Below are 14,156 nucleotides of genomic sequence, written 5' to 3'. Positions count from 1 at the left end.
ACCGCACCCGCCCTCGTCGCGCCTACTTCTGCAGCACCGACAGATCCTGGTCCGCCTCCGGCACCGCGACCGTCCCCCGGTCGTCCGGGAGCGTCTGGACCGTGAAGCCGGCGACGCCCGACTCCGTGGCGGTCAGGGTGCGAGAGGCGTACACCGGGCCGCCGGAGACGGACTCCACGGTCAGGGCGTACGTCCCCTTCAGCCCGGCCGGGGCCGGGATGTCGAGGTCCTGGGTCGTGCCCGCCTTGATCGGATAGGTCTTCGTCACCGCGCTGCCGCCCTCGCTGCCCGCCGAGGCCGTCACCTTGACCTGGGCGGCGGCGGTGGGGGCGGTGACGGACAGGGTGGTGTCCTTGGCGCCGTTGCCGACGGCCGTCGCGCGCGGGCCGACGGGCGCGGTGGCGGGGATGAAGGCCGTCTCCTGCCTCTCGCCCTTGCCGCGTATCACACGCAGCGCGGCGACCACCGGCACCGACCGGTCCGTCGCCGACAGGACCAGGGAGCCCGCCTCGCCCCGGGTGACCTCACCCAGGTCGACGGCCGTGGTCATGCCCGACTTCACATGCAGCGTCTCGTTCCCCGCCAGGGTGATCAGACCGGCCGGGGAGGCCAGGCGGATCTTCAGGTCGGCGTCGGAGTCCGCGGGGGTGAAGGCGATCAGGCGGACGGAGGTGGCGTCCTTCGGGATGCCGGGCAGCACCAGCGTGCCGGCCGGGTCGGCGGACGCGGCCAGCCAGTCGCCGCCGTTCTTGGCGTGCAGGGCCTGGACGGCCGCGCCGACCCGCCCGCTGCGCACGTTGACGTGCAGGGTCAGATCGGCCTGCTGCTGGTCGGCCAGCGTGGACAGCAGGACGGGCTTGCTGGAGTGCGGCGGGACCGTGATGCCCTCCCCCGCCGTGGACTTGACCGCGCCGTCCTTGCCGTACAGCTCCAGGTCGACGACGGCCGCGCCGTCGTCGGGGTTGGTGAGGTGTACGTAGTCGGTGCGGTCGGCGTCCGTGCCGACGCCCGGGAACCAGAACTCGGTGTCCGGGGCGGTGCAGGTGACGCCCTGCAGGCCGCGGCCGGTGCCGGCGGCGACCGCGGTGGTCTCCTGGACGGTCCAGCCGGGCGCGAACTTCCCCTCGGCGGTGCCGACGAGCGCCGTACCGTCGGCACCGGAGGTGTCGCCGGTGGCCGGGGTGCCGGGCTTTTTGGGGGTGAGCACCGGCTCGGCGGTCTTCTTCTTGGTGTCCTTGCCCTTCTTGGTGTCGCCCGTGCCGTCCGCCGACTCCTCGGTCGCCGCCTGAAGCCGGGCCTTGCCGTCGCTCGCCGCGCCCTTGGTGACCGGCGTGAAGGACGTGTACGACGTCTCGGCGATGTCGGAGAGGCTGGGCGCGGGGCACAGCAGGCTGGTGCGCTCCACGGGCAGCTCGACGGCCGCCTCGGCGGTGGTCGTGCCGGCCGCGTCCGGGGTCTCCAGCGCGGCGAATCCGGTGACGGCGGCGAGCGCGGCCGTGCCGGCGATCAGAGACAGGGTCGTGCGCTTCACTGCTGGCTCCCGTCGGGGCGCTCACTGCCGGTGCCGTGGGGGTGCGACTGCTGGGGCGGGTGGGGCTGGGCCGCCGGGTCGTATCCGGGGTGGTATCCGGGGTCGTAGCCCTGCTGGTACGTCGGGTCGTACGCGCCCTGCTGGGACTGCCCGCCGTACCCGTACGGGTCGTACTGGCCGCTCTGGTACGGGTCGGCCTGGTACGCCTGCTGGTCGTAACCGCCCTGGTACGCCTCGGCGCCCTGGTACTGGCCGCCGTAGTACTCGGCGCCCGCGTAGGCCGCCGGGTCGCCTTCCCAGGCGGGCGTGTCCTCGGCCGGGGGCATCCCCGAGTCGTAGGACTGCTGGTGCGGTACGGCCGCGGGGGCCTGGGGTGCGGGCGGCGGTGTGCCGTCCGGGTCGGTCCCCTCCGGTGCGCCGGACGCCTCGGCCTCCGCCTGGGCCCGCAGACGGCGGGCGCGGCGGCCCTCACCGGTGGCGGCCTCGGCGACGGCGGCCTCCTCCTCGGGCAGGTCGTCGTCGACGTCGCGGCGGCGGCCGGGCAGGGCGAGCACGACCAGGACGACGGCGAGCGCGCCCTGGGCCCACAGCCAGGCGGTGTGGCCGAACGGGTCGTCGTAGGTGACGTCCAGTGTGCCGCCGCCGGCGGGGAGTTCGAAGCCCTGGGCCCAGCCGTCGACCGTGGTGCGGGTGAGCGGCTTGCCGTCCAGGGTGGCGCTCCAGCCGTCGGCGGCGGTGTCGGCCAGCCGCAGGACGCGGCCGTCGGAGCCGGACGGGATCGTGGTGTGGATCTCCACGGGCCCGGCGGCGACGGACTGCGGGCTGCCCGCGCCGTCGGCGGAGACGATGGCGGCGCGCGAGACCGGCCGGTCGACGCGCCACAGCGCGCTGCCGTGCTGCTGGCTGAGCCTGCTCAGGCCGGGTGTGGCGTCGAGGACGCGGCTGACCTCGCGGGGCGCGCCCCTGTGGACCAGGACGTAGCGCACGGCGAAGCCGCCGAGCTGGTCCACCTGGTCGGCGCCGGAACCGGCGACGAGGTTGGCGACGACCTTGTCGAGGGTCGCGTTCTCCCCGTCGGCGACGGCGAGTTCGGCGTCGCCCATGCGGACGCCGGACCCGCGGACGAGGGTGTAGCGCACGTGCGCCCCGGAGTCGCTGTCCAGGACCAGGGTGCGGGCCTGGTCACGGGTGCCGCTCTCCTCGGCGACGAAGGCGGGCACCTGCACCGGGTCGCGCCGCTGCACCGGCCCGTCGGCGCCGCGGATCATCCAGCCGGCCGCGACCAGCAGCGGTCCGGCCGCTGCGGCGAAGGCGATCAGCGCGGCGACCGGCTGGCGCCAGCCGAAGCTCTGCTCGGCCACGCGTGCGCGTGCCCCGTCGGCGCCGAGCGCGGCGGCGGCCAGGAGCGCGATGCCGTAGACGAGGGTGGCGGGCCCGGCCCAGGCGGAGCCGTTGGACAGGGCAGCGAAGAAGAGCGCGACCAGGGCCGCCACCCAGGCGGTGCGGATGCCCAGTTGGCGCTCGGAGCGCAGCAGCGCGGCCAGCGCGGCCAGGACCAGACCGATGAGCATCAGCCCGTGCACCGTGCCGGGGCCGCCCGGGCTGGCGCCGAGCAGGTCGAGCGCGGAGGCGGCCGAGGGGCCGTACTCCAGTCCGGCCTCCTGGAAGAAGCCGGACGGGAGCAGCGTCAGCGACCAGGGCGCGAGGATCAGCAGCGGGGTGCCCAACTGGGCGAGGAAGCGCAGGCCGCCTGCGACGAGGTCGGAGCGGCGCACGGCCAGCACGCCGACGCCGAGGATCAGGGCGATGGGCCACACGATCGGCGTGAAGGCGGTGGCCACGGTCAGGAGCAGGGCGTACGCCCAGGTGGCGCGCCAGCTGCCGCGCGCGTCCGGGCCGTGTGCCAGGCCGCTCGCGGCGATGCCCGCGCGGGCGATCAGCGGCAGCAGCACGGCCAGCACCGCGGTGCCGATCCGGCCGCCCGCGAGGGCGCCGGTGGCGGCGGGCAGGAACGCGTAGGCGACGGCCGCCCAGGCGCGCAGAAGGCGGGAGGTGACGAGCGGCCGGGAGGCGAAGTACGCGGTGAAGCCGGCCAGCGGCACCGAGCAGACGAGCAGGACGGTGACCGCGAGGCCCGTCGAGCCGAAGAGCAGGGAGGCGAGCAGCGCCACGATCGCGAGGTAGGGCGGCGCGGACGGGGTGCCGCCGGCGCCGACCGGGTGCCAGGCGTCCAGGTAGCGCGACCACAGCTCGCCGGCATCGGCCGGTGCGGGCAGCAGGGCGCCGCCGGACAGGGCGCCGCCGCCGAGCAGGGAGCGGCAGGCGGCCAGCGAGACGAGCAGCAGCACCAGGAAGAGCACCGGGCCGGGTTTGCGGGCGATGCGCTTGAGGCGGGCGAACTGCTCGATCTCCAGGAAGTCCGCGTCGTCGCCGCCGGGCCCGGACTCCACCGCGCCGCCGTGCCGTCCGGCCGAGGAGACCTCGGAGTCGGAGGCGCCGAAGAGGTTGCCCGCGACCTGCTCCACGGTGGCCCGCACGGTCGCGCCGGGCGGCGGGAACAGCGGGCGCAGTTCGGCCTTGTCGATCTGGGGACGGCCGCGGCTGCGCCGGCCCGCGGCGATCCGCTCGGGCCGCAGCAGCACGCCCAGCAGACCGCGGACCTCGTCCACGGCCTGCCCGGGGACCTTGCCGACGAGATAGGCCACGGTCCGCAGGAGGGTGCCGAGCAGCAGGCGCAGCAGGATCCAGGGCAGCACCGCCGTACGGGCGTTGACCAGGAGGGTGTAGACGGCGCCCGCCTTGTCGACCTTGTGCGGTGAGGCGGCGGTGCGGCCGACGCAGTCGACGGTGCGGCGCTCGCGGGAGGCGGCCTCGGCGTGCCGCACGACGGCCTCGGGGGCGATCAGGACGCGGTGGCCGGCGGCGTGGGCGCGCCAGCACAGGTCGACGTCGTCGCGCATGAGGGGCAGCCGGCGGTCGAAGCCGCCCAGCTCCTCGAAGACGTCGCGCCGGATCAGCATGCCGGCGCTGGAGACCGACAGGACGCGCTGCACGTGGTCGTGCTGGCCCTGGTCCTGTTCGCGGCGGTCGAGGCCGGTCCAGCGGCGGCCGGAGTTGGCGATGCTGACGCCGACCTCCAGGAGCTGCCGGCGGTCGTACCAGCCGCGGAGCTTGGGGCCGACGACGGCGACGTCGTCGCGGCCCAGCTCCATCTCGTTGTCGACCACGCGCAGCAGCTGGGCGAGGGCGTCGGGCTCGGGGGCGCAGTCGTCGTGCAGCAGCCACAGCCACTGGACCGGTTCCCCGTGCGGCAGTTCCGGCATGTCGTAGGCGTCGTCGCGCCAGGTGCGGGTGGCGGGGTCCCAGCCGCTGGGGCGCTTCAGGTACGGCAGGTCGTCCGGGGTGAGCGACGGTGCGGTGCGGTGGGCCTCCTCGACGGCCTGGCCGAAGCCGGTGCGGCGGGCGAGGTGCAGGACGCGGTCGGCGCCGAGCGCGTCGGTGACGAGCTGGGCGGAGTCGTCCGCGCTGCCCGTGTCGGCCGCCACCGCGTACTGGACGGGCCGCTCCTGGCCGAACAGCCCGGCAAGCGCGTCGGGCAGCCAGCGGGCGCCGTCATGGGAGACGAGCACCGCGGTCACCACGTGACGCGGAAACTCAGGAGGACGGGCGGGGTCGAACGCCGCCGAGGGGTCTGGTTCGAACGCTGCCGGACCGGCAGGGTCGAACGCTGCTGCGGCAGCGGCGTCTTGACGGGCTGCCGTATGGCTGTGCACGGACATCGAGGTACGGGCCCCGGTTCGGTGGACTGTGGTGGACGCCTGTGCCCCGAGGGGGCACGGGGGCGTCTCGGACGAGCGACCACACTATCGGCTGGGCATGCCGACGGCCCGCCGCCTGTGGATAACCCACCTGCTACGGGCCGTTCGTGACCTCAGTACGTGAAGGTTCCGCGCCGCTCGAAGCTGTTCGAATCAGACGGCCGCCTTCTTCAGACGGCGGCGTTCACGCTCGGACAGGCCGCCCCAGATGCCGAAGCGCTCGTCGTTGGCAAGGGCGTATTCCAGGCACTCGGAGCGGACCTCGCAGGCGAGGCAGACCTTCTTGGCCTCTCTGGTCGAGCCGCCCTTCTCGGGGAAGAAGGACTCGGGGTCGGTCTGGGCGCACAGCGCGCGCTCCTGCCAGCCGAGTTCCTCGTCCGCGTCGTCGACCAGCAGTTGCTGCACCAGCTCGGTCATGTGCGCCCCTCGTCTGTCTTTCACGTCCCCGTGTGGTGGCCGTTACCGATTTCGGCTGAACGACACGAGTGAAATTACAAGTGTGCTGCTCCGGGCGAGTCAAGCCGAGATCTGCTATTGGGCCCGTTATTCACTCTGCGGAACCAAGGCCGTGCGGAAAGTGTTCAAATCGCCATAAACCTTGACACGCCGAGGGGGCCCGGGCGGGCCGCCGACCTCGTACAGGCATCCGTACGGAGAAGGACGCCCAGGAGTTCGATCGCGTTCCGACGAGACTCGTGCTCCCGGATGTGCGCCATGTCTCCCGGACAACCGGCGAGCAAACCTTTCCCCTACAGATGAACCGGATGAGGTGAAGCATGTGCCACATTTCGGGCGTCGAGTTGACAGTGCGGGTGTGAACCGCTGTTCTTGGGGGCATGCTCGCGCATTCGGCACTCGTCCCGACCCGCTCCGCCGGGTCGCACGGGGCTGCCCGCGCTCGCTGTAGCTGTTGTCTGCACTGTCTGTGTTCCGGCTGTTGAGCCACCCGCGCTCCGGCCAGCCCCGCGCCTCCGCTTCGTAGGCACCGCTTTCTCGTACCGCCCTTCCTCCGCTTCACCGTTCCAGAAGCCGCCCCTTCCTTTTCCCGCAGATTTCCTGCCGCTTCTCTGCCGAGGACCCACAGCACCCCCATGAACAGCGAGAACGACCTCCAGATCGCCGGCGACCTCCTCGAAGTCCCGCACCTGCTGCAGCCACCGCGCGAGCACCCGGCCACCGTCGCCGAGTTCGCCGGCCTGGCCCGGGCGGTCGCGGCCGACCGCGCCCAGTGGGAACACCTCGTCCGGTACGACGCGACGACCCGCTGGTACCACCGGCTGCGCACCGGCCCCGGCTATGAGGTGTGGCTGCTGTCGTGGGTGCCGGGCCAGGGCAGCGGGCGGCACGACCACGGCCGCTCCTCCGGAGTGCTGACGGTCCTGGAGGGCGCGCTGACCGAGCGGACACGGCGGGGCACCCGCGTCCTGACGCCGGGCGTGCAACGGGTGTTCGCGCCGGGCTACGTGCACGAGGTGCTCAACGACGCGCTGGAGCCCGCGGTCAGCCTGCACGTCTACCACCCGGGCCTCACGGAGATGCCCATGCACACCGCGCCGCACTGCGAGGCGCGCGTCGAGCCGTGTCCGGTGACTGCCTGACGCGTTGTCGTACCCGGCTGACACACTGTTTCCATGCGCATTGTGGTTCTGGCAGGCGGCATCGGCGGTGCCCGGTTCCTGCGCGGCCTGAGGCAGGCCGCGCCGGACGCGGACGTCACGGTCATCGGCAACACCGGCGACGACATCCACCTCTTCGGGCTGAAGGTCTGCCCGGACCTCGACACGGTGATGTACACGCTCGGCGGCGGCATCAACGAGGAGCAGGGCTGGGGTCGGGCCGACGAGACCTTCCACCTCAAGGACGAACTCGCGGCGTACGGGGCCGGCCCCGGATGGTTCGGGCTCGGCGACCGGGACTTCGCCACGCACATAGTGCGGACGCAGATGCTGGGCGCCGGCTATCCGCTGAGCGCGGTGACCGAGGCGCTGTGCGACCGCTGGAAGCCGGGCGTACGGCTGATCCCGATGACCGACGACCGCGTCGAGACGCATGTGGCGGTGGAGATCGACGGCGAGCGCAAGGCCGTCCACTTCCAGGAGTACTGGGTGCGGCTGCGCGCCTCCGTTCCCGCCGAGGCCGTCGTGCCGGTCGGCGCCGAGCAGTCCAAGCCGGCGCCGGGTGTCCTGGAGGCGATCGCCGAGGCGGACGTGATCCTCTTCCCGCCGTCCAACCCGGTCGTCTCCGTCGGCACCATCCTGGCCGTGCCCGGCATCCGGGAGGCGATCGCCGACGCCGGGGTGCCGGTGGTGGGCCTGTCCCCCATCGTCGGGAACGCGCCGGTGCGCGGGATGGCCGACAAGGTGCTCGCGGCGGTGGGCGTGGAGTCCACGGCCGCGGCGGTCGCCGAGCACTACGGCTCGGGGCTGCTCGATGGCTGGCTGGTGGACACGGTCGACGCGGACGCGGTCGAGCGGGTGGAGACCGCCGGCATCCGCTGCCGGGCCGTGCCGCTGATGATGACCGATGTGGACGCGGCCGCGCAGATGGCGCGTGAGGCGCTGGCACTCGCGGAGGAGGTGCGGGGAGCGTGAGCGACGAGACGATCCCGCGGCGGGCCGGAACCGACGGCACCGCCGACACCGGCGCGGCTGACGGGACCGCCGCCGGCCTGGCTCACGGGACCGCGGACAGCGAGGTGGCTGGTTTCCGGGTCTGGGCGCCTGACGGGATTCCCGAGGTGCAGCGCGGTGACGACATCGGCAAGCTGATCGCCGCCGCCGAACCGGGGCTGCGCGACGGGGATGTGCTGCTCGTCACCTCCAAGATCGTGTCCAAGGCGGAGGGACGCGCCGTCGAGGCGGCCGACCGGGAGGCGGCGATCGACGCGGAGACGGTACGGGTCGTGGCCCGGCGCGGCCCGCTGCGGATCGTCGAGAACCGGCAGGGCCTGGTCATGGCCGCCGCCGGGGTCGACGCCTCCAACACCCCGGCGGGCACGGTGCTGTTGCTGCCCGAGGACCCGGACGCGTCCGCGCGCGCGATCCGCGACGGGCTGCGCGACGCCCTCGGCGTGGACGTCGGGGTCGTGGTCACCGACACGTTCGGACGGCCCTGGCGCGCGGGGCTCACGGACGTGGCGATCGGCGCCGCGGGCGTGCGGGTCCTGGACGATCTGCGCGGCGGCACGGACGCGTACGGCAACCCGCTCAGCGCCACCGTCGTCGCCACGGCGGACGAACTGGCCGCAGCGGGCGACCTGGTGAAGGGCAAGGCGGACGGGCGGCCCGTCGCCGTGCTGCGCGGGCTGCCCCACCTGGTGGCCGGGGAGCACGGGACGGGCGCGCGGGCCCTGGTGCGCGACGCCCGCGACGACATGTTCCGGCTCGGCACCTCCGAGGCGGTACGGGAGGCGGTGACCCTGCGGCGTACCGTGCGGGCCTTCACCGACGAGCCCGTCGATCCCGGGGCGGTACGGCGGGCGGTGGCCGCCGCGGTGACCGCGCCCGCCCCGCACCATACGACGCCGTGGCGGTTCGTGCTGCTGGAGTCGGCCGGTGCGCGCACCCGGCTGCTCGACGCCATGCGGGACGCCTGGATCGCGGACCTGCGGCGCGACGGCAAGAGCGAGGAGTCGATCGCGAAGCGGGTGCGCCGCGGGGAGGTGCTGCGCGGCGCGCCCCATCTCGTCGTGCCGTGCCTCGTCATGGACGGCTCGCACACCTACGGGGACGCGCGGCGCGACGGTGCCGAGCGGGAGATGTTCGTCGTCGCCATGGGCGCGGGCGTGCAGAACTTCCTCGTCGCGCTGGCCGGGGAGCGGCTGGGGTCGGCGTGGGTGTCGTCGACGATGTTCTGCCGGGACGTGGTGCGCGAGGTCCTGGGGCTGCCCGGCAACTGGGATCCGATGGGCGCGGTGGCGGTCGGGCATCCGGCGGAGCCGCCCCGGCCGCGCCCGGAGCGTGAGGCGTCGGCGTTCATGGAAGTACGCTGACGGTGCCGTACGAGCGCCTGGTCTCGTACGTGTCGTAGGACCACTCCGGCAACTCTGGGACCCCACCGTGGCAGGACGCTTCGCTCCGCGGCCCACGCGTACGACCGTGCGCGGCGGGCAGGTCGCCCTGCCTGCGGGCATACCGCGGCAGACCGGGCCGGCTCCGGGACGGGCACGGACCTGGGCGCCGGACGGGCCGCTGGATCTCGGGCTGGTGCTCGGGCCGCTCAGGCGCGGGCCGGCGGACCCCACGTTCCTGGCCACGCCGGACGGGTCCGTGTGGCGGGCCAGCAGGACGCCCGACGGGCCCGGGACGCTCCGGGTGTCCGCGTACGGCGGCGAGGTGCGCGGGGAGGCGTGGGGGCCCGGGGCGGACTGGCTGCTGGAGCGGTTGCCCGTGCTGTGCGGCGCGGCGGACGACCCCGACGCGTTCGCGCCGCGGCACCGGCTGGTGGCCGTGGCCCGGCGCCGGCGGCCGGGGCTCAGGCTCACCCGGACCGGGCTGGTGCTGGAGTCGCTGATCCCGTCGGTCCTTGAGCAGAAGGTCACGACCGGTGAGGCGTACCGGGCGTGGCGGCTGCTGGTGCGCACGCACGGGGAACCGGCGCCGGGACCCATGGCCGGGCGCCTGTGGGTGATGCCCGCGCCGCGGACATGGGCGCTGATCCCGTCCTGGGAGTGGCATCGGGCCGGGGTCGACGACAAGCGGGCGTCGACGATCCTGCGGGCGGTGCGGGTCGCCGCCCGCCTGGAGGAGGCGGCCGGCATGGAACCGGCGGACGCGCAGGCCCGGTTGGAACTCGTGCCGGGGATCGGGCCCTGGACGTCGGCGGAGACGGTGCAGCGCAGTCATGGGGCGCCGGACGCGGTGACCGTGGGGGATCTGCATCTGCCGGGGATCGTGGGCTGGGCTCTCGCCGGGGACCGGCACGCGGACGACGCGGTGATGCTGTCGCTGCTGGAACCGTACGCGGGCCAGCGGCACCGGGCCGCCCGCCTCATCCTCCTCAGCGGAAGGACACCGGCCCGCCGCGCCCCCCGCATGCCCCGCACGGACATCGGCCGACTGTAGCCCCGGCGCCCGTTGGTGCCAGACCGGTCCAGGGGCCGATGCGCCGCGGGGCTCGGGGCGTTACTGGTCCGGGGAGAAGCGGAGCGCGCCCGCTGGGATGCGGGCGTCGCACCATACGCGGGCGCCCTCGCGTAGTTCGTTGTCGGCGCCGATCACCGCGCCGTCGCCGATGACCGTGCCGGTCAGGACGGAGCGTTCGCCGACCCGGGCGCGGGTGCCGATCAGGGAGTCGGTGATGACGGCGCCGGGTTCGACGACCGCGCCGGGCAGGATCGTGCTGCCGAACACCCGGGCGCCGCCGGCCACGAGGGCGCCCTCGCCCACCACCGTGCCCCCCGTCAGCTTCGCGTCCGGCGCGACCCGCGCCGTCGGCAGCACCAGCCGGTCCCCGCAGCGGCCGGGGACGGCCGGCGAGGGGACCCGGCCCAGCACCAGGTCGGCCGAGCCGCGTACGAAGGCCGCCGGGGTGCCCAGGTCGAGCCAGTACGTCGAGTCCACCATCCCCTGCAGATGGGCCCCTGCCGACAGCAGGTCCGGGAAGGTCTCGCGCTCCACCGACACCGGGCGGCCCGCCGGGATCGTGTCGATCACCGAGCGCCGGAAGACATACGCCCCGGCGTTGATCTGGTCGGTGACGATCTCCTCGGGGGTCTGCGGCTTCTCCAGGAACGCGAGGACGCGGCCCGTGTCGTCGGTGGGCACCAGACCGTAGGCGCGCGGGTCGGTCACCTGGGTGAGGTGCAGGGAGACATCGGCGCCCGTCGACTCGTGCGTGTCCACCAGCGCCCCGATGTCGAGGCCGGTGAGGATGTCCCCGTTGAAGACCAGCACCGGGTCGTCGGGCCCCGAATGGAGACGCGCGGCCACGTTGCGGATCGCGCCGCCCGTGCCCAGCGGCTCCTCCTCGGTGACGTACTCGATGTGCAGACCGAGCGCCGCGCCGTCGCCGAAGTACGGCTCGAAGACCTCGGCCAGATAGCTCGTGGCGAGGACGATGTGGTCGACGCCGGCCGCCCGCGCCCGGGCCAGTTGGTGGCTGAGGAACGGAACCCCGGCGGCCGGGACCATGGGCTTGGGCGTGTGCACCGTGAGCGGACGCAGCCGGGTGCCCCTGCCGCCGACCAGGAGGATGGCTTCTGTCACCTGTCGTCTCCGCTTCCTGCCGGGACCGGCCGAACTGTCTTCCGGCCGGCCAGTGTATGCAGTCCGTCCGATGACGCCCTCGATGGCCGCGCGGTGTCACGCGACATCCGGGTGCGGATGTTCCCCCGGCCGTCCCCGACGGCGTACACGCGTTCTGTGACCTCAGCGCCCCTGGTAGCGGGCCGCGGCGGTACGGGCCGAGCCGAGCTTGGAGTACAGGTGCTTGCCCGGGCAGTCCGTGGCGTATCCGTCCCGATGGCCGGAGATCACGTTCAGTCGTACGTTCTTCCCTTTCGGGTACAGATTCCCACCACCGGACTTCAGGTATGTCTTGCCCTTCGGATTGGCGCCGAAGAGCCCGAGCTTCCACGCCGTCAGCTTGGCGACGGCGGTCACCGCGGAGGCGGTCGGCTTGCTGGAGCTGAACGTGCCGATGGCCGCGATTCCCATGCTGTCGCTGTTGAACCCGAGGGTGTGGGCGCCCAGGACGGCCTTGGTCACGCCCCCGGCGCGACCCTCGTAGATGGTGCCGCACTTGTCGACGAGGAAGTTGTAGCCGATGTCCCGCCAGCCCATGCTCTTGACGTGGTAGCGGTAGATACCGCGGATGACGGACGGGGCCTGCGCGCACTTGTAGTTGTTGCCCGAGGCGGTGTGGTGCACGAACGCCGCCTTGACCGACTTGGTGTAGCCGAAGCCCCGTTCGCGCAGCTTCTCGTCCGCGCCCCAGCCGTTCCGTGTGACGATGCGCGGGCGCGGACCGACGTACGGCTGGACGCGCGGTGTCCCGGCCCGTGGGGTACCGCGCAGCGCGAGCGCTTCCCGCTCGGTGTCCTTCTTGCTCAGCGACGGGATCTCGGCGGCGCCGAGCGGGACGAGGTCGGTGTTGGCGGCTGAGGCGCCGGCCGCGGCGTCGTCCAGGCCGAGACCGGTGCGGGAGGCGTCGGCCGGTGAGCCCTGACGCCTGGGTTCGGTGCCGGGGTCGACCAGGTCCAGACGCAGCCCCGAGGGCAGGGGTGCCGAGGAGCCGGTGCGGCCGTCGCCGGTGGCCGGTGCGGCGTCGGCCCTGACCCGTAGCTCCACGGCGTCCGAGTCGCCCACCCACAGCGGGGCCGTGGCACCCCGCACCCGGCCCGAGGTGCTTTCCGCGGTGTCCGGGTCGGCCCCGTGGTCGGCGTTGTGCGTCTCGATGTCCTGCCAGCCTGACCACTTGCCGGTGGCGACCGAGCGGGTGCGGACCTGGACCTTGCCGTGGAGTTCGGTGCCGGGGTTGTCCCAGACCACGCCGACGAGCGAGAAGCGGCGTACGTCCCGGCGGTGCACGACCTGCTCGGAAGCGGAGCCGAGGTCGCGGGCACGGGTGAGGGGAACGAGGGGCAGCGACTGGGTCCTGCCGGGCAGGGCGGCGTCGGCCGGCCGGGCGACGGTCGTGGCCCCGTCCGCGGTCGGCGCCGGTCTCTCGGGCGCGGCGGTCGCGGCGGTCGCGGGCGCGGGCAGGGTCAGCGGGAGGGCGAGTACGGCCGCGCAGGTGAGACCGACCGAGGGGGCGCCGATGGAAGAGGAGAAATATCCACGCATGCCCCTGATCTTGAACATAGTCATACATATCTGTCCATCGGTGAACTGACGGTCCGTCGGCTGTCGCTCGTCCGAACCGGTGGCGCCGCCGGCCGGTGCGCGCTCGCGCCGCCGCGTACCCTTGCGCGGGTGAACGCCACCGATCGCACCCCCGCCGACCTGCTGCGTTCCGCGCTCGCCGCGGATCCCGCACGCCCCCTGGTGACCTTCTACGACGACGCCACGGGCGAACGCGTCGAACTGTCCGTGGCCACCTTCGCCAATTGGGTGGCCAAGACCGCGAATCTGCTCCAGGGCGACCTGGCCGCCGGACCCGGGGACCGGGTCGCGCTCCTGCTGCCCGCGCACTGGCAGACCGCGGTGTGGCTGCTGGCGTGTTCGTCGGTGGGCGCGGTGGCGGACGTGGCCGGGAATCCCGCCGCGGCCGACGTCGTGGTGAGCGGGCCGGACTCGCTGGAGGCGGCGCGGGCCTGCTCCGGCGAGCGGGTCGCGCTGGCGCTGCGCCCGCTGGGCGGGCGGTTCCCGCAGCCGCCGGACGGGTTCGTCGACTACGCCGTGGAGGTGCCGGGTCAGGGGGACCGGTTCGCGCCCTTCGCGCCGGTGGATCCGGAGGAGCCGGCGCTGATCGTGGCCGGCGCGGAGATGACGGGGGCCGAGGTCGTGGAGCGGGCCCGCGCCGACGCGCCCGCGCTGGATCTGATCGGGCCCGGCTCCCGGCTGCTGTCGGGACTGCCGTACGACACCTGGGAAGGGCTCAGCGCGGGCCTGTACGCTCCGCTGGCCGTCGGCGGGTCCGTCGTGCTGTGCCGGCACCTGGCGCGGCTGGACGAGGCCGCCCTGGCCAAGCGAATGGAAACCGAACGGGTGACCGCGGCACGCCACTGAGCGGACGGCTCCGCCCGGGGCTCCGCCCGGGACCAACGACCCCACCGACCGAACCGAACGCCGCCCCCGGCGGCAACGAGCAGCGGATGCGCCCCGGGCCGGCAACAACTGCGGCCACACGAACGGGGCGGACGGCAG

Annotated in this window: 10 protein-coding genes; 5 read left to right on the top strand and 5 right to left on the bottom strand. The window is 73.9% G+C overall.

Going from position 1 to position 14,156, the window contains the following annotated elements; genetic code table 11:
* Positions 1-22: 22 nt before the first annotated feature.
* From ACIRFL_RS33040 to ACIRFL_RS33030, 3 genes are all read right to left on the bottom strand, one after another.
* A complete protein-coding gene (locus ACIRFL_RS33040; RefSeq protein WP_404035802.1) occupies positions 23-1,531 on the bottom strand; it encodes a DUF5719 family protein in 1,509 nt (502 codons plus the stop codon).
* Positions 1,528-5,310, bottom strand: a complete 3,783-nt coding sequence (locus ACIRFL_RS33035) for a glycosyltransferase (RefSeq protein WP_404035799.1) — start codon at positions 5,308-5,310, stop codon at positions 1,528-1,530. Before ACIRFL_RS33035 ends, ACIRFL_RS33040 begins: the two co-directional genes overlap by 4 nt.
* 192 nt (positions 5,311-5,502) lie before the next feature.
* Positions 5,503-5,766 (bottom strand): WhiB family transcriptional regulator, encoded by a 264-nt coding sequence (locus tag ACIRFL_RS33030; RefSeq protein WP_003975777.1) that lies wholly within the window; start codon positions 5,764-5,766, stop codon positions 5,503-5,505.
* A 674-nt stretch (positions 5,767-6,440) separates the two neighbouring features.
* Here ACIRFL_RS33030 and ACIRFL_RS33025 point away from each other — a divergent pair.
* The 4 genes from ACIRFL_RS33025 to ACIRFL_RS33010 all read left to right on the top strand — a co-directional run bounded on the left by ACIRFL_RS33025 (position 6,441) and on the right by ACIRFL_RS33010 (position 10,412).
* A complete protein-coding gene (locus tag ACIRFL_RS33025) occupies positions 6,441-6,947 on the top strand; it encodes a cysteine dioxygenase (RefSeq protein WP_404035794.1) in 507 nt (168 codons plus the stop codon).
* Between the two features lie 33 nt (positions 6,948-6,980).
* Entirely contained in the window at positions 6,981-7,940 is a 960-nt protein-coding gene (cofD, locus tag ACIRFL_RS33020; protein WP_404035792.1) for a 2-phospho-L-lactate transferase, read from the top strand.
* Positions 7,941-8,017: 77 nt separating this feature from the next.
* Complete coding sequence (locus ACIRFL_RS33015; protein ID WP_404035849.1) at positions 8,018-9,340, top strand: coenzyme F420-0:L-glutamate ligase; 1,323 nt, start codon at positions 8,018-8,020, stop codon at positions 9,338-9,340.
* Positions 9,341-9,407: 67 nt separating this feature from the next.
* The gene (locus ACIRFL_RS33010; protein ID WP_404035789.1) at positions 9,408-10,412 is read left to right on the top strand and encodes a DNA-3-methyladenine glycosylase family protein; all 1,005 of its coding nucleotides are present in this window, start codon (positions 9,408-9,410) and stop codon (positions 10,410-10,412) included.
* Between the two features lie 60 nt (positions 10,413-10,472).
* Here the strand turns inward: ACIRFL_RS33010 and ACIRFL_RS33005 are convergent, their stop codons facing one another.
* Together ACIRFL_RS33005 and ACIRFL_RS33000 are read right to left on the bottom strand one after the other, a co-directional pair.
* A complete protein-coding gene (locus ACIRFL_RS33005) occupies positions 10,473-11,555 on the bottom strand; it encodes a sugar phosphate nucleotidyltransferase (RefSeq protein ID WP_404035786.1) in 1,083 nt (360 codons plus the stop codon).
* Positions 11,556-11,717: 162 nt separating this feature from the next.
* Positions 11,718-13,133, bottom strand: a complete 1,416-nt coding sequence (locus ACIRFL_RS33000) for a peptidoglycan recognition protein (protein ID WP_404035783.1) — start codon at positions 13,131-13,133, stop codon at positions 11,718-11,720.
* Between the two features lie 129 nt (positions 13,134-13,262).
* On the opposite strand from ACIRFL_RS33000, the gene ACIRFL_RS32995 reads away from it, so the two are divergent.
* A complete protein-coding gene (locus ACIRFL_RS32995) occupies positions 13,263-14,018 on the top strand; it encodes a TIGR03089 family protein (RefSeq protein ID WP_404035780.1) in 756 nt (251 codons plus the stop codon).
* Positions 14,019-14,156: the final 138 nt, after the last annotated feature.

This window comes from Streptomyces sp. NPDC102462, assembly GCF_044765425.1.
Classification (GTDB): domain Bacteria; phylum Actinomycetota; class Actinomycetes; order Streptomycetales; family Streptomycetaceae; genus Streptomyces.
The sequence above is the reverse complement of the archived record's forward strand: the minus strand, read 5'-3'. Positions and strand labels throughout refer to the sequence as shown.

What these genes read in the sequence shown, in the direction of transcription:
- ACIRFL_RS33030 (WP_003975777.1), bottom strand. Translation starts at nt 5,766, where the DNA reads ATGACCGAGCTGGTGCAGCAACTGCTGGTCGACGACGCGGACGAGGAA.
- cofD (WP_404035792.1), top strand. Translation starts at nt 6,981, where the DNA reads ATGCGCATTGTGGTTCTGGCAGGCGGCATCGGCGGTGCCCGGTTCCTG.
- ACIRFL_RS33025 (WP_404035794.1), top strand. Translation starts at nt 6,441, where the DNA reads ATGAACAGCGAGAACGACCTCCAGATCGCCGGCGACCTCCTCGAAGTC.
- ACIRFL_RS33000 (WP_404035783.1), bottom strand. Translation starts at nt 13,133, where the DNA reads ATGCGTGGATATTTCTCCTCTTCCATCGGCGCCCCCTCGGTCGGTCTC.
- ACIRFL_RS33035 (WP_404035799.1), bottom strand. Translation starts at nt 5,310, where the DNA reads ATGTCCGTGCACAGCCATACGGCAGCCCGTCAAGACGCCGCTGCCGCA.